Source organism: Virgibacillus sp. NKC19-3, from assembly GCF_019837165.1.
Classification (GTDB): domain Bacteria; phylum Bacillota; class Bacilli; order Bacillales; family Amphibacillaceae; genus Virgibacillus_L; species Virgibacillus_L saliphilus.
Genome location: NZ_JAGYHC010000001.1, coordinates 2201049 through 2219106, shown reverse-complemented (window position 1 = coordinate 2219106; position 18058 = coordinate 2201049). Strand labels below are relative to the sequence as shown.

Sequence of the window (18058 nt, the reverse complement as noted above, 5' to 3'; positions counted from 1 at the left end):
CCGTAAAACTAAGATTGATGATTTACTACAAATCGTTTTATGCGTTTTGCAGCTTCTTTTAGACTTTCAATGGATGCAGCATAAGACAGGCGTACATTACCAGGAGAACCAAATCCTGAACCGGGCACAAGTGCAACCTTTTCTTCTTCAAGTAATGCCGTTACCCATTCATCTGTATGCTCGAATCCATTCATGGCTATTGCTTCTTCTACATTTGGAAATAGATAAAATGCGCCTTTTGGTTTAACACATGTAATTCCTGGTATATTAACAATTAAGTCATATAATACATCCAGTCTTTCCGCAAATGCTTTTTTCATCATTTTACTCGCGTCTTCGTCGGTTTTATATGCTGCAAGCGCTGCGTATTGCGCAATAGATGTTGGGTTTGATGTTGAATGGGAGGCAAGCGTTGACATTGCCTTTATAATATACGACGGTCCAGCTGCATATCCAATTCTCCAACCAGTCATAGCATGAGATTTTGAAAGTCCATTAATGACGACGGTTTGTTCTTTTAATGGATGTGATAAAGCGCCAATTGAAACATGTGCATCGTGTGTATAAATTAATTTTTCATAAATCTCATCCGATACAATCAAAATTCCATGCTTTAAGCAAATTTCACCAAGTCTTTCCAGCTCTTCCTTATTGTACATCATACCAGTAGGATTGCTTGGCGAATTAATAATGACTGCTTTTGTTTTACTTGTTATTGCTTCTTCCAGCTCTTCAGGTGTTACCTTGAAATCACTTTGTTCTAAGGCATTTACATATACCGGTTTACCACCAGCTAATTTAACTTGTTCCGGATAGCTTACCCAATAAGGTGAAGGGACGATTACTTCATCTCCAGTATTTAGTAAAACTTGAAATAAAGTGTATAAAGCGTGTTTAGCCCCTGTTGAGACGATTATTTGATCGGTAGTATAGGTTAGGTCATTATCTGTTTTCAATTTGCTCATGATGGCCTGTTTTAGTTCTGGAACCCCACCAGCTGGGGTATATTTCGTCATTCCGTCATCCATAGACTTTTTGGCAGCATTCATAATGTATGTGGGTGTGTTAAAATCTGGTTCACCAGCACCAAGACCTATAACATCATATCCTTGAGATTTTAGATCTTTTGCTTTTGCGGTTATCGCCAATGTTGACGATGGTGTTATTGTTTTTACTCTGTTTGCTAAATCCATTGTAAGATCACCCTCCTATTGAAACATTCGATTTAAACGATATTGTTCATACCTTGTACCGTCATAAATGGACAAATAATCCAATATATATCGATTGGAATTATCATTGTATGCGATCTCCCATAGTGGCGTATCATCAACCAATGCAGGTACGATATTTAATAATTCACAACCACTACATTCGTTCATCCATTGGTTTCTAACACTCTCCTCTGTTACAATTTCAGATTTATCAATCGTTGTTAAGGTTTTTTCATTACCTTCCAAAGGATAGAAAATAATTTTTTCTTCATTATCTTCATCTTTACCAAACACAACATGGTATGATTCAGTACCATTAAATTGTTCAATTTTATCAATTTCCGTTATTGCGGTAGCATTAAGGATTTGCTCTTTTGTTTCCTCGACACCTGCAGTTTTGCTATCCATAACGTCAAGATATAAAAACATAGCATAAAGTAAACAGGAAACAGTCAGAAGAATAAATATAAGCACACTCCAAAATAGCCAACTTCGTCCGAGAAAAACGGCATTTCTTTTGTTTTTCATACTCTCATCCATTCATCATACTTTTAAATTCATCTTTCCTTTAAATATAAATGCTTCTTCCATTATCAAATTTTACTACACATAGTTGAAGTCGGCGTGTAAACACTATTGATAAGGTTGATATAAATTAGGCATAAGCATATTTATAGTATAACAAGTATTACTGAAAATGTGTTTTGTTTTTAATTAATTCGACAAATTTTTTCCATCCCATACCATACTATAATATACTGATGTTTGGCTAACATCAGTATATTTTTTATTAAAACCATGCCTCGGCTTTTTGCATTAGCTTATGGGTCGAATCAATGGTTATTGGTACATCCGGAATTGATTGTGTAAAATTTTTGCCATAGCGTGCTTTGGTGATCCGCCCGTCACAAACAAAAACAATTCCCCGATCACTTGTTGAACGTATTAATCTTCCAAAGCCTTGTTTAAAACGGATTACAGCATTTGGTAAAGCTAGTTCGAAAAATGGATTTCTCTTTTTTTCTTTTAACTGCTCTGATTTTGCTTCGTATACAGGGTGATCCGGCGGCTGAAATGGCAAGCGTACAATTATTAAACAGGACAGATCTTCTCCAGGTATATCTATACCTTCCCAAAATGAACTTGTTCCTAACAAAATGGCTTGGTCAAATGATTGGAAATTTTTCTTTAGCCGTGTGCGACTGCCACTTGATATCCCTTGTGCAATAATAACATATTTATTTACATCTATGGTTTCTGTTAATATGGCATGTGTTTTTCTAAGCATATCATACGATGTAAATAAAACGAGCATTCTTCCGTCTGTTATTTCAGCCAAAGAAATAATAGCTTCACTCGTTGCATAGATGAAATCATCTAAGCTCCCGTGCCTAATGTCCGGAAAATCATTTGGAATCATAAGCTGCACCTGTTCCTCATAAGCGAATGGTGAGTGGACTTTTTTTGTAATTAGTCGTTCCGTTGGTAAACCAAGGTTATTTTGTATAAATGAAAATGAATTTTTCATTGTTAGCGTGGCACTTGTTAAAATAACACTTTCCTTTTTATCAAAAAAATCCTCAACCATTAATGTAGATATATCTGTAGGCTCACTATACAAATAAACAGCATTTTTAGCGCCATTTTTGTCAATTTCCATCCATTTAACTTGACCAGTGGAGTCTTTCACTAAAAATAATTGTTCTACACGATCGATAAATGATTGCAGTACTTGCATTATTCCTTTTATCTCATCCTTATCATTGGTATCAAAAACATTTGCTTTACTATAATGTTGTTCAATTGCAGTGAGGATATGAACGAGATCCCTTATAAAAAAAGTTAGCCTTGTAGCCATTTCTTTTATTGCATTCCATTTTTTTGGATCTTCGTTTTCATCTTCAAAACGGTATTGAGTTCTTCCAATATCACTCACGGATTTGTTATTTCTTTGCTGGTCAACAACATATTGGAATAATGTCCGGAACAAATCATCAACTTCATATGTTACCTTACTAAAAATCTCATCCCACTCTTTTAATGGCAAATCTTCGTGATCAAAAGGGTACTTTTGCAGCAATTTACCGAGCTGTTTTGCCTCATCTGTCATTCCAAGCTGATTTAGTGTGTAGTGCAGGTTGATATAATCCAGTTTTAATCCATAATGACGTGAAGCAGTTTCTTCTAAATGATGAGCTTCGTCAACGATAACCTTATCATAGCTTGGCAAAAACTGATAATCATTAAATATGTCTGTACATAATAACGCATGATTGGTAATAATGATATCTGCGTGAGATGCTTTTTTACGTGCTTTTTGATAATAGGACTTGGAATAAAAATCCGAATAACCTTCTGCTTCCGTGGATATTTTCTTATAAAATAAATAGCCGCTGGAAGGCAGATGAATTTCATCTATATCTCCGGTGTCTGTTTCTGTTAACCAAACCAGTATCATTGCTTTTGTCAGTACGATATCATAATTGTCTTGTTGATCAGAAGCTAATTCTCTCTCAAACTTTTCCAGACTGATATAATGGCTCTTTCCCTTTAACAAACTTACATTAAAGGGAAAGTCGATTAACTTTCGAATTAGTGGTACTTCCTCTTCCAATAATTGGGTTTGTAATTGCGTTGTTTGCGTACTGATGACGATACGTTTTTTCGTATGCACAGCTTCATAAATGGCAGGAATTAAATATGCCAGTGATTTTCCGGTCCCTGTTTCTGCTTCGATTAACGCATGATGATGTAATTGAAACGCATCAAAAACCGTTTCGGACATACCACGTTGCCCGTCCCTTTTTTCATAGTTCTCCATATATCGTTGCATGGTGCCATGCTTTTCATAAATAGCATCCAAATAATCACCGAAAGAAGTTTTCGGTTTAAGATGTGTTACTTTTTCCATTTCTGCATGTTTAAATGCAAGTCCTCTGTATGTGACAATTTCATCAGCATTTACGGAAAACGCCAATTCCTTATGTCTCTTCGTTAATAATTGGTTCACATCAGACTTCAGCATTTTCTCCAGTTTTAATAAATGATCTATTGTTTCATATGGTAAAGAAGACAACTTTTCTTTCAGTTTTAAAAATAATTTTGCGGTAACATAGGCATCTGATAAAGCACGATGAGGATCTTCGTGATATATTTCCAGATACCTTGTTAATTGCCAAAGTTTATAACTCGGTGCTCTTGGATATAAAATGCGCGCAAGCTCTACCGTATCTAAAACCGGATTGGTTAACGGCTTTTCCCCATTATTTTCAAGTTCTTTATTTAAAAAGCCTAAATCAAAAGGAACATTATGAGCAATTAAATATCCACCGCGAAAGATGGCAGCTATTTCTTCTGCTTTTTCTTCAAATGTTGGAGCCTCAGCAATATCTTCGTCAAAAATTCCGGTCAAATTGGAAATAAATGGAGGAATGGCTTTGTTTGGATGAAGTAAGGTGGTATAATGATCAGTTATTTTATCATCTTCAATTACAACAATGCCAACCTCGACGATCTTATCTCCTTTTACCGGAGAATTTCCGGTAGTCTCAAGGTCAATTACGACATATTTATCCATGGCTTCCACCTAACTTTCTTATCCTTTAAAAATAAAACTCTTATCACTTATTTTTGATAAGAGCTTTACACCTTGTACCTACATTTTCATTGATGGAGGTTCTTGTTCAATAAGTTGCTCTATTTTCTTTGCCTCATTCATGATTGCAACTTTTGGTTTATAGGATGTTAACTCTTCATTGGAAACGAATGTACAAGAGACAGTTATAATGATATCTCAATTCTAGAGCCTATCTTGGAGCCACATAGGTTTCCAGAAGGCACATTGTTATTATTTACAAATTGTACTTTTCGTGTGGCAAAATATCAACTTGTTCCCATAGAGGTTGGTCTACTGTTACACTTCCGATTTGTTTCTGTTACTTGCTCCGTAGTGAATCTCGCCCTTCATCTGTGAAACATTAAATTCCCTCCTGCAGATACTGATTCACGATTTCTCCGTTTTCATTTAATAGAAGGTTATCGATTAACCTGGCTTTTCTAAATTTCACTGCGGTTGCTAGTATGACTTGCTCATTGATTGCAATGATCGGCGTGAGACGCGGATAACTAACCAATTCGACATAATCAATAGTCCCAGATGTATGCTCCCGAAGCACATTTTTAACTTCGTTAACAACGATAGCGGGATTTTTCTCTCCGTCAACGACTAACTGCTGGCCTTTCATTAACGCTTTATATATCCATACAGCCTCATTTCGCTCTTCATTGTTTAGATGAACATTTCTACTGCTTTTTGCTAAGCCATCTTGTTCTCTTATAGTTTCTATTCCGATTAATTCGATTGGAAAATTTAAAGAAATAATAAGTGCATCAACGACGGCAACTTGCTGTGCATCTTTCAGACCAAAATAAGTTCTGTTAGGCTGAATGATATGAAATAATTTAGTTAACACGGTAATAACGCCGTCAAAGTGCCCTGGTCGAGAGCGCCCGCATAACACATCGGTACGCGCTTCAACAGACATGCGAATAAGCATTTGATTCGGATACATTTCACGTACGGTAGGGATAAATAAAATATCAACCCCAGTTTGTTTTGCAAGCAATATATCGTGTTCTTCATCCCGGGGATAATTTTCATAATCCTCGTTTGGCCCAAATTGTAATGGATTTACAAATATACTTGCAACAACAATATCATTTTCCTTTTTTGCTTGTGTCATCAGGTTTAAATGTCCCTCATGAAAGAAACCCATTGTAGCCACAAAGCCAATTTGCTTATCTTGCTTTATTAAATCACTACATTGATTTTTAACCTTTTCTACGGAGCGAATAATTTCCATTCTGTATCCCCACTTCAGACTTTCGGTAATACGTCTTTATCTTTTATTAAAAATGAATGTTCATCCAATGGGAATGAACGCTCTTTTACATCCGAGATATAACCTTTAATGCCTTCCGTTCCTTGCATGTTGAAATCTGCATAGGATTTAACAAATTTAGGTAGCCGATCGACACCATATTTAACTATATCATGATAGACCAATACTTGACCATCACAGTAAATTCCAGCGCCAATTCCAATCGTCGGGATATCTATACTCTCGGTAACAATGGCTGCCAGCTCTTTAGGAACACATTCCAAAACTAATGAAACAGCCCCATGGGCGACCACTTGTTTGGCATCTTGAACAAGCTTTTCCGCTGCTTCCCTGTCTTTTCCTTGTACTTTAAAACCACCTAAGACATTAACTGATTGTGGGGTTAGTCCTAAATGCGCGACAACTGGGATTCCAGCCTCTGTCAACCGCTTTGTTAGCAATAGAATTTCTTCAGAGGAGCCTTCCAACTTTAGTGCTTGGGCATTACTTTTTTGGAAAATTTCACGCGCATTTGCTAATGACTCCTCCAAAGAAACATGATAGGACATAAAGGGCATATCGACTACGGAGTACGTGTTTGGCGCCCCTTTCTTCACTGCTTTTGCGTGGTGAATCATATCCTCTATCGTTACTTGAACAGTAGATTCGTATCCTAATACGACCATCCCCAGTGAGTCCCCAACCAATATCATGTCAACTCCAGCCTCTTCAGCCGTTTTCGCCGACGGGTAATCATATGCGGTAATCATTGTTATTTTATCATTGTTTTCTTTCATTTGTTTCAGATCTAATCTGCTTAACATCATTTTCTCCTTCCCCGAACCATTCTATTTCTCCGGAATACAGTTTTTTTGTTTTTCCGTCACTAGTTTTTATAATCAGTGCCCCATCCTCAGCAATTCCGGAAAAAATGCCTCCCCATTTTTCTCTTAATGTTTTAATGGAAATATACTCACCCATTTTAAATCCGTAATGTTCCCATTTCCGTTTCACCTCTGAAAACCCTGTTTCTATAAAAGCATCGTAGGAATCTTCAAATGTTTGTAAAATATCCTGGATAAGTGTTTGGATGGACCAGCTTTTATTTGTTTCAATGTGTAAGGAAGTTGCTATTGCCTGCAAGTCCTCCGGCAACTCATTCGTTTGCTGATTTACATTCATTCCGATTCCAATTACAATATACTGGATTTGATCTTGCTCTGCCTGCATTTCCGTTAAAATTCCTGTTGTTTTTTTATGGTTTAGCATAATATCATTTGGCCATTTAATTAATGGTGCTGTTTTCGTATGCTTATATATCACATCTGCTAACACAGTTGCCGTTAATAGCGTGAGTTGCGGTGCAAGATATGGCAATATAGCAGGTCTAAGAATGAGGCTTAGCCAAATTCCTTTGTTTTTCGCAGAGTGCCACTCCCGTTCCATCCTCCCCTTTCCCTTGGTTTGTTCATCTGCAATAATAATGGTTCCATGTTCAGCGCCTTCATTTGCAGCTTGATGAGCAACAATTTGCGTAGAAGGTGTTGTCTCCTTATGTATAATTGTTTTACCTGCCCATTTTGTGTTTAATCCCCACTGAATGGTGTTTTCACTTATTTTATCAGGAAAACCCGTGATTTGGTAACCCTTTTTTGATTTTGCTTCTACAATGTACCCGTCCTTCTTGAGCTCTTTCATGTGTTTCCAGATTGCATTGCGAGATATATTTAATTTCTCAGATAAAACCTGCCCGGATATATAATAATCCTGATTAGCAGCTAAGAGTTCGATTAGTTTATTTCGGGTGGATTCCATTTTACCCACTCCTTTAATTCGATTTCCGTATTTTTAAGCCTATTTGTTGCAACTTCCTTTTCCAACCTGTTCAGCGTGTGCTGTAACCAAGGACCTCTTTTCACATATGGAAATAATGCCAGCAGATCATTCCCCTTTATAGCTAGATCCCTTTTAGATTTAATTGGAAGGCTCTGTTCAATATCTACTAATTCTTGATGTGCAATCGTATTCGTAGGGTGAAAAATGTTGGCTAATCTTATGAAACCCTTATAATATTCAGAAGATAGTTGATAAACCAACCATGAATCCAAACCATTATTTTTATAATAGTAAAGTGCGTCAACAAGTTGATTTGCCTCCTGTTTTGTTTGGTTGGAACACTTCCATGCGCTTATCCAGGTTATTATACGTACTTTGGGTTCCGTAATATGAAACAGAGCGATCACTTCACCAAAGGAATATAGGGGTTTTAATTGCCTGGGAAGTAAATGAATGATATATGGGTATTCTATCATAATTGGTAAATGTTTATATATCTCTGTCGCTTTTAAATACGATAGGCCATTTAGAAGATAATCACCGGCAAACAATTTCGTAATCTCATTTGCTATCCGCTCGATGGCAAGACTTTCAATTCCCTGTTTGACTTGTTTCATGTTATCTACGGTTTGGTTGTCAATAGTAAAACCTAATTGACTGGAAAACCTTACTGCCCGAATGATACGCAAGGGATCTTCTGTAAATCGCTCGTACCCATCACCTACCGTACGGATAATTTTATCTTGCAAGTCTTGTTTACCGTTAAATAAGTCAATGATTCGCCCATTTTTATTCATTGCTAATGCATTTATTGTAAAATCTCTTCGCTCTAAATCCTCATTAATTTTATCTATAAATTTTACGGAATCCGGGTGACGATGATCTGTATAAAGTCCATCTATTCGAAATGTGGTCACTTCATAGGATTGGTGTTGATGGCGAACAATAACGGTTCCATGCTTAATACCAACCGGAATAACCTTTTCAAAAATCTGTTGAACACATTCAGGTTGAGCAGAGGTTGCGATGTCAATGTCCCCGATAGGACGCTTTAACAAAAAATCCCGAACACAACCACCAACAAAAAAAGCCTGGTGATTATATTCCTCTATTCTATCTAAAACAGGTTTCGCTAATTGAAAAGGCGCCGTAAGCATTGTTATAACCTCTTTCTATATTGCTATGTTCTAAAAAATTATTGCTTTTGACACAAGGGATAGAAACTGCGACGTATTGTGCCATACTCTTTCCAAGCTTGGTTGAGCGTAAGCATTCGCTATGGAAATACACTACGCGCACCTTAGGGCGGTTGGTGAGCCCCCGCGGAAAGTAAATGTGTTTCCGGAGCGGTATCCCTACGCTCAACTATCATCAGAACGAGAACCTTCTCATAAAGTTACTTTGACTACGTCGCAGTTTTATCAACTTTTAAAAGCAACAACACTCACGAAAAGCGTTGCTATTTTTGATTTGTTAATAGCTTATCATATAAGCTTGAATACTGCTCGACTATTTTCTTGGAATGAAATTTATTTCTTGCATGCATCAATGCATTCTTGGAAAATTGCTCTAATAAATCAGGGTCGTTTAATAACTGAATGGCATACTGAGCAGCATTATCCAAATCCCCAAGTTCAATGATATAACCCGTTTCATTGTGTTTGATTACTTCCGGTATACCGCCGATATTGGTTCCTATACATGGAACTTCACAACTCATAGCCTCTAATAGTACCAATCCAAAGCTTTCCTTATCGGATAACAATAATTTTAAATCAGATATCGATAACAAATCACTAATATTCTTTTGCTGGCCTAAAAACAAAACACTTTCGGTTAATCCGAGTTTGTGAACCAGTTCATTAGCGTCGGCATAATCGGGACCATCCCCAACTAAAAGCAATTTGCTGTTTACTTTTTTTCGTATTTTATAAAAAGTACGAATCACATCTTCAGTTCGCTTTACCTTACGAAAATTAGATACATGAATGATTACTTTTTCATCTGATTGTATGCCGTATTGCTGTTTAATCGCAGGTAACTCTTTTTTGTAATACTCCTGCTCATTAACAAAATTATAAATAACGTCAATGTCTTTGTTAACTTCTAGCATATCTACCGTTTGATTCACCAAGCTGCTGGAAACAGCAGTAACGGCATCTGAATTTTCTATCCCATACTTAATCATTTTTTTGAATGTACGATCTATCCCGAGCACTGTTATGTCCGTTCCGTGTAATGTAGTCACAATTTTCACATCATGTTTTGCAATGTCTTTGGCTAATAAAGCACAAATAGCATGCGGCATTGCATAGTGAACGTGCAGAATATCCAGCTTTTCCTGATCAATTACTTCTGCCATTTTTGTTGCAAGGGCAAAATCATATGGAGGATATTGAAAAACCGGATAGTGATTCAGTTCTACTTCATGAAAGTAAATTTTTGGATAGACATGATTTAAACGAAACGGTAGCCCGGATGTAATAAAATGTATTTCGTTTCCTTGTTCAGCAAGAAGCATTCCTAATTCAGTAGCGATAATACCTGATCCGCCAACTGTAGGATAGCATGTAATACCTATTTTCCTCATTTAAATATTTCCTCTTCTTTTTGACATTAATCATTTTTTATTTTCGCGTTACAGACAGTCCAGTTTATTATACCGAATGCTTGAACAATGGAACTTATAAAATATTTTCCAGACCGTATACAAGCTCTTCTAAATTCATAACTTCTTCAATTGCCAGCTTTATTCCTTCCATAAATGAATCTCGATTATATGAATCATGTTTAATGGATAAGGTTTGCCCGGGTCCGCCAAATAATACTTCCTGATGAGCAACAAGTCCTGGAAGACGTACACTATGAATTCTCATTCCATCAAAATCCGCACCTCGAGCACCTATCAGGGTTTCTTTTTCGTTTGGATGGCCTTGGTCTTTAACGTTACGTGTCTCTTTCATCAGTTCTGCAGTTTTTATAGATGAGCCTGACGGTGCGTCCAATTTATTATCATGATGTTTTTCTATAATATCAACATCCGGGAAATACTTGGCAGCCATTTTGGAAAATGTCATCATAAGCACAGCTCCAATTGCAAAATTTGGTGCAATGATACAGCCCAATTTCTTTTCCCGTGACAAAATGGAAAGTTCACTTATTTGTTCGTCTGTAAAACCTGTCGTTCCTATTACAGGACGAATATTTTGTTCCAATGCGGCCTTGGTATGTTTATATCCCACATCGGGGACAGTCAGATCGACAAAAGTATCAGCACCAATATGTTTAAAACATTCCTCTGCATCTTCATAAATTGGTACGTCCGGTAAATTCTCGGCAACCTTCCCATTATGTTTACGGTCAATACAACCAACTAATTGTAAATTCTCTTCTCTATGGATCATTTGAATTGCTTCAGCCCCCATCTTCCCCCTGGGGCCGGCTACGACTATTCTTATATTCATTGTTGTAGGCCTCCTAGTGTGTTTTCAATATATATAGTAGGGTTTAGGTTTACTCTTTCGATGTCCAACGATCTTTATCACGCGTTTCTATTTTGTTTATAGCTATATCAAAGGCTTCTGACATATCAATATCCAGTGAATTGGCAAAGCAAGAGAGCACAAATAGGATGTCTCCAAGTTCTTCCTCGATTGTTTTTTCTTTTTCTTCTGCTTTTTTTGGTTTTTCCCCATGATAATGATTTACCTCTCTCGCTAGTTCCCCAATTTCTTCCGATAATCTCGCCATCAGACTAAGTGGAGAAAAGTAACCTTCTTTAAATTGGGAAATATAATCATCTACTCGTTTTTGAATTTGATTTGTGTTATATATAGGTGTATTAATTGTTAAGATCTCCTTTATTTATATTTCATCTACTTTTTATGTTAGCTAAAAGGCTCTATTTTGACAAATTATTTATTTTAAACAAAGAAAAATAAATATGGTATATTAATAAAATGGATAAGGAGGGTGCATGAAATGTTATTTGGTTTAAAAATAAAAAATATATTTTTCATTTTGGTAGGTTCAGCTATTTTTTCTTTTGGTATTGTGCATTTCAATATGCAAAATAACCTTGGTGAAGGTGGATTCACCGGAATCACATTACTTTTTTATTTTTTATGGGGGTGGGATCCTGCTATAAGCAATATCTTACTAAACATACCTGTGTTTTTTGTAGGATGGAGATATCTTAGTCGAAATACATTTATCTACACCATTATAGGAACAGTCGCTGTATCCCTATTTTTAAGGGTATTTCAAATTAGCCCTTTCCCTACCTACTTGCAATCTGACATGACGTTAGCAGCTCTTTTTGCAGGCGTGTTTATAGGTGTAGGCCTTGGAATAATATTTCGCTATGGGGGCACAACTGGCGGTGTTGATATAATAGCAAGGCTTGTTAATAAATACGTAGGCTGGAGTATGGGAAGAACCATGTTTTTATTTGATTTTGTCGTCATTACAACTTCCGTGTTTACCAGTCTAGAATTAATTGAAGGGATGTATACGTTAGTAGCTGTTTATATCGGAGCCAGGGTTATCGACTTTATTCAGGAGGGAGCATATTCTGCTCGAGGCGCAACTATTATTTCAAACTATAGTAACCAAATAGCTAACCAAATTTTACAGGATATGGATCGTGGCGTAACGATACTAGATGGTAGAGGAAGTTTTTCAAAGGAAAAACAGGATGTTCTTTATTGTGTTGTAGCACGTAATGAAATTGTTCGTTTAAAGAATATTATTAATGGAATTGACCCACATGCTTTTGTGACCGTGAGCACAGTGCATGATGTTATTGGAGAAGGGTTTACATTAGATGAGAATAAAAATCCGATAAATGATTAAATAATAAAAAGGATGGCAATTTGCTGCCATCCTTTTTATTCCTAATCATTCATTTGAAACAAGATACATCATGATAAACCTACCTAATTCTAAAACAGCTACCAATGCAGCAGCTACATAGGTTAGTGCAGCAGCATTGAGCACTTTCTTCGTTGGACGCTCTTCATTATTTCGTATAATTCCTGTTGATACTAATTGCCCCATCGCACGATTGGAAGCATCAAATTCAACAGGTAAGGTGACCAATTGAAACAATACAGCCGCTGACATGAAGATAATACCAAGGAGAAACAACTCACTTACACCAAAGATAAGCCCGGCAATGATAAGAAAGAAAGAAATATTTGACCCAGAGCTCGCTGCTGGTACGAGCGCGCTTCTGAATTTCAGAAATGCATATTCCTCTGCATCTTGGATTGCATGTCCTACTTCGTGTGCTGCAATGGCTGAAGATGCCATTGACTGCCCGTGGAAATTATCGCTGGAGAGCCTGACCACTTTTTTCTTAGGATCATAGTGATCGGTAAGTGTTCCTTTCGTTTCTTCCACATTTACATCATAGATTCCATTATCATTCAAAATCTTGCGTGCAACATCTGCCCCAGTCATCGAGGAGGAGGTTGCTTTTTTAGAGTATTTTTTGTACGTGTTTTTTACTTTTGATTGCGCCCATAGTGGGATAGCCATCAATAGGACAATATAAATAATATAGGCACCTAGGCTTCCAAACATCTACATTCCTCCATCATTTAAAATTCTTTCTTATGGTCAATTTTAGTCAAAAAAAGCCCTTCAGTCAACTGTTTTGTCTGTGTCTTTTTGTTTTTTCTTTTCACCTTTATATTTCCTAAAACTCACATAGGATAAGGTAAGCACAATACATCCTCCAATAATTCCGACTATCCAATAAAAAGGTAGTTGCTTCGTATCACTATCAGTGGATGCCTCTGAGGACTCCGGCAATTGCGATCCAGCCTCAATAAACGTAGATTGTACATGTATGATAATTCCTATGGTTAGCATGACTAATAGGATAAGATATGCTTTTTCTCTTCTCCTCATAGAAATCACCTCACATGCATCTTCTTCATCATTATATGTTGTGGACGTATCTTATATAACTACAATTTCGCCTCTGGCTTTATGGTAAGTTTATATGCGATCAAGATCGATAAAATACTCAGCCAAAACGTAAAATAACCAATTTCATTCATATATTGCGTTAATGAAGAATATATCGGCATCATTCCAAAAACATAATCAATCATGTTATCGTGTAGTACCCAAATTGCAGCAACTGTAATATGCCTTAATTTAATTTTATAAAACGGGGCATAGATTACCCCTTGAATAGCCATGGCACCATGTGAAATCATTAACATATAACCTTGCCAGCCTAAAGAACCTTCTACAATCAGCGTAAGCAGATTCATAGCTACTGCCCATATTCCGTATTTAAAGAGACTGACCATTGCAAGAGCTTCTATATAAGGAACGTTTTTTTTAAAAATAAAAAACAGGAGAAATACAGTAAAAAATAAGCTTGCTGTTGGGCTATCCGGAACAAAGATAAGAAATATATTCGGTGTGATGGCCAATTGGCTTTCATACCATATAAAACCATAAATCGTACCGAACAGATTAATAAAAAATAGACAGATTAAAAAATATTTATCAAGCAATATGTATTTTAGCATATGGAAACCCCTTCCCGGATAGTTGAATAGTCTAATCAAAATAATGGCAATGCTAGAGTTGGATGAGGGGACTAGAGGATGTAAGTTAATTCGGTGTTCGTATAGATATTTTCGTTGAGGCGAGCGTTTGTACATAGCCTTAGAACATCGAAACCTTAGCCGAACATCCTTGATGCTTAAATTTGCAACATCAAAATATATAATTTTCAAGTCTATCAAAAAGCACCTTCACCAGTTGTTATGGCAAAGGTGCTCTACTTATATATATCATCTATTCTGCTTCTTCATTGACAGAAACGATAAACTCGGCCAGTTGTTCTAGTTCTTCTTCAGATCCGCTGAATTGGTCTGCAGGCATTTCTCCGATTCCGTCTGTAGCAATGGTCGCAATTTCTTCAGCTGAATGTTCCGTCCCAATTAAAGATGGTCCGGAGGCTCCACCTTGTAAATCTTCTCCATGACACGACATACAGTTATTCTCGAATACTGCATAACCCGGATCCTCCTGATCAATTTCAACTTCTGGTGTAGGCTCTGGCTGATTTTCTTCAGCTCTTTGTTCCCAATCTACTACTGATGCAGCTGACCATGTTAGAAATATGACAGAAGCTAAAGCAAGTAGCATCATAGCAACAGCTACTGGTCGTCTGTTTGGTCTGCGTCCAGGTCCCTTGTCTAAAAATGGTGCAAGGAAAAGCGCACCAAATGCAACGCCTGGCAGAACCACTATCCCCATAATTGTCCAAGGTCCACTTGCAAATTCATATTTCAGCAATTCATATAAGAACAGGAAATACCAATCCGGTAAAGGGGTATAGGATGCATCCGTTGGGTCAGCCATCCCTTCTAAAGGTGCAGGATGAGCTAATGTTAAGCACAGAAACCCAATGAGGAATACAGAACCTATCAACCATTCTTTTAATAAAAAGTTGGGCCAAAATGCTTCCGTTCTTCCGGGATATTCAGAATAATCTTTCGGTATATGTGGATTTGTTTCGGCGGGGATTCGCGAATCGCCGACAAACTTCATTCCTTTCCCTTTTTTCACAACTTTCCCTCCTTTTTATAGCGGTCCGGCAATACCTTGTTTACGGATTAAGATAAAGTGTATCGCTAATAATGCAAACAAAGCTGCTGGCAGGAAGAATACATGTATTGCAAAGAATCTTGCCAGTGTTTGAGCACCTATAATAGATGGATCACCAGCTAACAGTGTTTTTAATTGTTCACCGATAAATGGAACCTGTTCTGCAATGTCAAGTCCAACCTGAGTTGCAAAGAATGCTTTATTATCCCATGGTAATAAATAACCAGTAAACCCAAGACCAAGAATAATAAAGAAAATTAATACACCTACCATCCAATTAAGCTCACGTGGTTTTTTATATGCTCCTTGGAAAAAAACACGCAAGGTATGTAATAAAAGCATGACGACAACAACACTAGCACCCCAGTGATGCATTCCACGTACAATTTGACCATGAGCTACTTCTGTTTGCAGGTAATAAACTGAACTCCAAGCGTTTTCAATATCCGGAACATAGTACATTGTCAGAAACATTCCAGAAAGGATCTGTATAACAACAACAAAAAAGGTTAATCCCCCAAAACAATAGACAAATGCTGAGAAATGGTGTGCAGGGTTAACATGTTCCGGAACCTCATGATCTGCAATATCACGCCATATAGGCGTAACATCTACACGCTCGTCAATCCAGTCATATAGTTTTTGTAGCATAAATTATTACGCCTCCTCTCTTGGAATTGGATCACCAAGGAATAACATTCCATTTTCGACTTCTTGCTCATAAACATCCAATGGCGCTAATGGCGGAGTACCTGGAACATTGGTACCATCTTTGTAATAGCGTCCATTATGACATGGGCAGAAAAATTCATTCGGATATTCATCGTTTCCTTCCCATGAAACAAAACAACCAAGATGCTTACAGGTTGGTGAAAAGGCTTGAATTTCATCATTTTCATCCATGAAAACCCATGCTGTTTTACTTACCTCAGATTCATACCAGCCATCAACCTGAGTAATAGTCCAATCAACACGCTGTGGCTCCGTTGTAATATCATCTACAGATAACCCAACATTAGCCAAATCACCGTGGTCAGATTTCTGCAAAACAGGGTCTACCGCCATTCGTACCATAGGAGCAAGCATGCCGGCTGCCATGAATCCACCCAGGCCAGTAAGCGTATAATTTAAAAACTGTCTACGGGACACTTGTTGCTTTTTTTCGCTCATGATTTTCCCCCCTCTTTACATTGTTCACGGACAATCATTATTAATCAGATTACTAGGACAATACTATGATAGCGCAAACTTATGGCATGGTCAATAAATAATCATTCCTGTCTCTAAAGTTTTTAATGAATAATTCAATTTATAATCAAAACCTATTATTTACTATCTTTCCAATAAGATCTAATAAGATCCATTACTTGTTCAACCTGATTACGTATTACTGCATGCATTTCCTTTGAATGTAAATCGCCAGAATGGATGGCTGGTAACCATAATAAATCTCCATTCAATGCATGTTCATTTTTTTTCCAATCGGCATCAAATGTTATAAAAAACAAATGAGCAACAGGCTGTGTATGTATATCTTCAATCCATGTATTGATTCGTTCGACTTCCCCCTCATTACTTGTAGATTTCAGATAATAATAATTTGGTGTTAGCAACACTCTACCAGTTAATTCTTTCTCGATTTCATTGGAGAAAACAGACAGAACCTCAGCCTGGAATGCGCTTTTTTCTAAATCATTATCATTCGATAAGTGGAAGGGTATTAAAGGTATTAAAATAGTGTCTATATATTCCTTTTCATCAATATACTTCTTTATATCTGCCTTTGTCCATTTCATGTTTTTATCAAGTCCTCCTCCCTAGTATTCAACAAGACGAAGAATAATATAACATATTAGTTAGATCATATATCATTTACATAAAAAAAATCAACCTATTGCTTCAGCAATTTAGGTCGATTCGTATGAAACAACTCCAGTCTATGTAGCTGATCCACTAATCTCATAAATTTCTTTTGATCCATCTCATCTAAAGCAAAGTCAATTTCCTTCATAAGTGCCTCTTTTTTATATTCATAAAGGGATTTTTCCAATAACTGTTTTGCAAGGTCTTGATCTTGTTTAGTAATAAAATATTCATCAGGGATATATGGATTTTCCTCTAATACAGCTACATAGAATGCATTTTGCTTTGCATTTTTGAAATTAAGTTGGATATATAATGGTTCATGCTGATTTAGTCGGATATCATGAAAAGACTTTTCAGCATTTGTTGTAACGAGATTATTTTTATAAAAACGAAACGGCGACTCTTGGGAACAATGACTTGTCATAATTATTCCTCTTGGACAAAACTTTACTTCTCTTACAAAATGAACATTTGCTAAAATTTCATTATGATTAACTAAATAATTTAGAATCCAAACACTTTCGCGTTTTTTTAATTGGTAATGATTTAAAAACCATTGAATAAAACTTTTCTTGTCTTGTACGGAAATAGGAGTTTGCATACGTATACGTTCCTCCTTAATCA

19 protein-coding genes are annotated in these 18058 nt (G+C 36.7%); 1 reads left to right on the top strand and 18 read right to left on the bottom strand.

Going from position 1 to position 18058, the window contains the following annotated elements; all coding sequences use genetic code 11:
• Positions 1-8: 8 nt before the first annotated feature.
• The 10 genes from KFZ56_RS10745 to KFZ56_RS10700 form a co-directional block, all read right to left on the bottom strand.
• Positions 9-1193 carry a pyridoxal phosphate-dependent aminotransferase gene (locus KFZ56_RS10745; RefSeq protein ID WP_222641934.1) on the bottom strand — a complete coding sequence of 395 codons (1185 nt, stop codon included), beginning with the start codon at positions 1191-1193 and terminating at the stop codon, positions 9-11.
• A 15-nt stretch (positions 1194-1208) separates the two neighbouring features.
• Positions 1209-1742 carry a cell wall elongation regulator TseB-like domain-containing protein gene (locus KFZ56_RS10740; protein WP_222641933.1) on the bottom strand — a complete coding sequence of 178 codons (534 nt, stop codon included), beginning with the start codon at positions 1740-1742 and terminating at the stop codon, positions 1209-1211.
• Between the two features lie 262 nt (positions 1743-2004).
• Positions 2005-4791, bottom strand: coding sequence for an ATP-dependent DNA helicase DinG, 3'-5' exoribonuclease type (locus KFZ56_RS10735; protein ID WP_222641932.1), 2787 nt, complete (start codon positions 4789-4791; stop codon positions 2005-2007).
• A 400-nt stretch (positions 4792-5191) separates the two neighbouring features.
• The gene (gene panC / locus KFZ56_RS10730; protein WP_222641931.1) at positions 5192-6076 is read right to left on the bottom strand and encodes a pantoate--beta-alanine ligase; all 885 of its coding nucleotides are present in this window, start codon (positions 6074-6076) and stop codon (positions 5192-5194) included.
• Positions 6077-6090: 14 nt separating this feature from the next.
• On the bottom strand, positions 6091-6918 hold the full coding sequence (gene panB, locus KFZ56_RS10725) for a 3-methyl-2-oxobutanoate hydroxymethyltransferase (RefSeq protein ID WP_222641930.1): 828 nt from the start codon (positions 6916-6918) through the stop codon (positions 6091-6093).
• On the bottom strand, positions 6875-7909 hold the full coding sequence (locus KFZ56_RS10720; protein ID WP_222641929.1) for a biotin--[acetyl-CoA-carboxylase] ligase: 1035 nt from the start codon (positions 7907-7909) through the stop codon (positions 6875-6877). Before KFZ56_RS10720 ends, panB begins: the two co-directional genes overlap by 44 nt.
• Positions 7885-9087: a CCA tRNA nucleotidyltransferase gene (locus KFZ56_RS10715; protein ID WP_222641928.1), complete on the bottom strand. Its 1203-nt coding sequence runs from the start codon at positions 9085-9087 to the stop codon at positions 7885-7887. The genes KFZ56_RS10720 and KFZ56_RS10715 overlap by 25 nt, the downstream gene beginning before the upstream one ends.
• A 302-nt stretch (positions 9088-9389) precedes the next feature.
• On the bottom strand, positions 9390-10520 hold the full coding sequence (gene bshA, locus KFZ56_RS10710) for an N-acetyl-alpha-D-glucosaminyl L-malate synthase BshA (RefSeq protein ID WP_222641927.1): 1131 nt from the start codon (positions 10518-10520) through the stop codon (positions 9390-9392).
• A gap of 94 nt (positions 10521-10614) precedes the next feature.
• A complete protein-coding gene (gene dapB, locus KFZ56_RS10705) occupies positions 10615-11394 on the bottom strand; it encodes a 4-hydroxy-tetrahydrodipicolinate reductase (protein WP_222641926.1) in 780 nt (259 codons plus the stop codon).
• Between the two features lie 49 nt (positions 11395-11443).
• Positions 11444-11764: a nucleotide pyrophosphohydrolase gene (locus tag KFZ56_RS10700; RefSeq protein WP_222643967.1), complete on the bottom strand. Its 321-nt coding sequence runs from the start codon at positions 11762-11764 to the stop codon at positions 11444-11446.
• Between the two features lie 147 nt (positions 11765-11911).
• On the opposite strand from KFZ56_RS10700, the gene KFZ56_RS10695 reads away from it, so the two are divergent.
• Entirely contained in the window at positions 11912-12784 is an 873-nt protein-coding gene (locus tag KFZ56_RS10695) for a YitT family protein (RefSeq protein WP_222641925.1), read from the top strand.
• Positions 12785-12829: 45 nt separating this feature from the next.
• Here the strand turns inward: KFZ56_RS10695 and KFZ56_RS10690 are convergent, their stop codons facing one another.
• From KFZ56_RS10690 to KFZ56_RS10655, 8 genes are all read right to left on the bottom strand, one after another.
• Positions 12830-13516, bottom strand: coding sequence for a zinc metallopeptidase (locus tag KFZ56_RS10690; protein WP_222641924.1), 687 nt, complete (start codon positions 13514-13516; stop codon positions 12830-12832).
• Positions 13517-13576: 60 nt separating this feature from the next.
• On the bottom strand, positions 13577-13846 hold the full coding sequence (locus KFZ56_RS10685; protein ID WP_255585117.1) for a sporulation protein YpjB: 270 nt from the start codon (positions 13844-13846) through the stop codon (positions 13577-13579).
• A gap of 59 nt (positions 13847-13905) precedes the next feature.
• Positions 13906-14481 (bottom strand): lipoprotein heptaprenylglyceryl N-acetyltransferase LhaT, encoded by a 576-nt coding sequence (lhaT, locus tag KFZ56_RS10680; RefSeq protein WP_222641923.1) that lies wholly within the window; start codon positions 14479-14481, stop codon positions 13906-13908.
• Between the two features lie 271 nt (positions 14482-14752).
• On the bottom strand, positions 14753-15529 hold the full coding sequence (locus KFZ56_RS10675) for a menaquinol-cytochrome c reductase cytochrome b/c subunit (RefSeq protein ID WP_222641922.1): 777 nt from the start codon (positions 15527-15529) through the stop codon (positions 14753-14755).
• Between the two features lie 15 nt (positions 15530-15544).
• Positions 15545-16219 carry a menaquinol-cytochrome c reductase cytochrome b subunit gene (gene qcrB / locus KFZ56_RS10670; protein ID WP_222641921.1) on the bottom strand — a complete coding sequence of 225 codons (675 nt, stop codon included), beginning with the start codon at positions 16217-16219 and terminating at the stop codon, positions 15545-15547.
• 6 nt (positions 16220-16225) lie between these two features.
• Positions 16226-16738 carry a QcrA and Rieske domain-containing protein gene (locus KFZ56_RS10665; RefSeq protein WP_222641920.1) on the bottom strand — a complete coding sequence of 171 codons (513 nt, stop codon included), beginning with the start codon at positions 16736-16738 and terminating at the stop codon, positions 16226-16228.
• 155 nt (positions 16739-16893) lie between these two features.
• Complete coding sequence (locus KFZ56_RS10660) at positions 16894-17364, bottom strand: YpiF family protein (RefSeq protein WP_222641919.1); 471 nt, start codon at positions 17362-17364, stop codon at positions 16894-16896.
• A 95-nt stretch (positions 17365-17459) separates the two neighbouring features.
• Entirely contained in the window at positions 17460-18035 is a 576-nt protein-coding gene (locus tag KFZ56_RS10655) for a ReoY family proteolytic degradation factor (protein WP_222641918.1), read from the bottom strand.
• Positions 18036-18058 lie beyond the last annotated feature (23 nt).

What these genes read in the sequence shown, in the direction of transcription:
- KFZ56_RS10745 (WP_222641934.1), bottom strand. Translation starts at nt 1,193, where the DNA reads ATGGATTTAGCAAACAGAGTAAAAACAATAACACCATCGTCAACATTG.
- KFZ56_RS10740 (WP_222641933.1), bottom strand. Translation starts at nt 1,742, where the DNA reads ATGAAAAACAAAAGAAATGCCGTTTTTCTCGGACGAAGTTGGCTATTT.
- KFZ56_RS10735 (WP_222641932.1), bottom strand. Translation starts at nt 4,791, where the DNA reads ATGGATAAATATGTCGTAATTGACCTTGAGACTACCGGAAATTCTCCG.
- panC (WP_222641931.1), bottom strand. Translation starts at nt 6,076, where the DNA reads ATGGAAATTATTCGCTCCGTAGAAAAGGTTAAAAATCAATGTAGTGAT.
- panB (WP_222641930.1), bottom strand. Translation starts at nt 6,918, where the DNA reads ATGTTAAGCAGATTAGATCTGAAACAAATGAAAGAAAACAATGATAAA.
- KFZ56_RS10720 (WP_222641929.1), bottom strand. Translation starts at nt 7,909, where the DNA reads ATGGAATCCACCCGAAATAAACTAATCGAACTCTTAGCTGCTAATCAG.
- KFZ56_RS10715 (WP_222641928.1), bottom strand. Translation starts at nt 9,087, where the DNA reads ATGCTTACGGCGCCTTTTCAATTAGCGAAACCTGTTTTAGATAGAATA.
- bshA (WP_222641927.1), bottom strand. Translation starts at nt 10,520, where the DNA reads ATGAGGAAAATAGGTATTACATGCTATCCTACAGTTGGCGGATCAGGT.
- dapB (WP_222641926.1), bottom strand. Translation starts at nt 11,394, where the DNA reads ATGAATATAAGAATAGTCGTAGCCGGCCCCAGGGGGAAGATGGGGGCT.
- KFZ56_RS10695 (WP_222641925.1), top strand. Translation starts at nt 11,912, where the DNA reads ATGTTATTTGGTTTAAAAATAAAAAATATATTTTTCATTTTGGTAGGT.
- KFZ56_RS10690 (WP_222641924.1), bottom strand. Translation starts at nt 13,516, where the DNA reads ATGTTTGGAAGCCTAGGTGCCTATATTATTTATATTGTCCTATTGATG.
- KFZ56_RS10685 (WP_255585117.1), bottom strand. Translation starts at nt 13,846, where the DNA reads ATGAGGAGAAGAGAAAAAGCATATCTTATCCTATTAGTCATGCTAACC.
- lhaT (WP_222641923.1), bottom strand. Translation starts at nt 14,481, where the DNA reads ATGCTAAAATACATATTGCTTGATAAATATTTTTTAATCTGTCTATTT.
- qcrB (WP_222641921.1), bottom strand. Translation starts at nt 16,219, where the DNA reads ATGCTACAAAAACTATATGACTGGATTGACGAGCGTGTAGATGTTACG.
- KFZ56_RS10665 (WP_222641920.1), bottom strand. Translation starts at nt 16,738, where the DNA reads ATGAGCGAAAAAAAGCAACAAGTGTCCCGTAGACAGTTTTTAAATTAT.
- KFZ56_RS10660 (WP_222641919.1), bottom strand. Translation starts at nt 17,364, where the DNA reads ATGAAATGGACAAAGGCAGATATAAAGAAGTATATTGATGAAAAGGAA.
- KFZ56_RS10655 (WP_222641918.1), bottom strand. Translation starts at nt 18,035, where the DNA reads ATGCAAACTCCTATTTCCGTACAAGACAAGAAAAGTTTTATTCAATGG.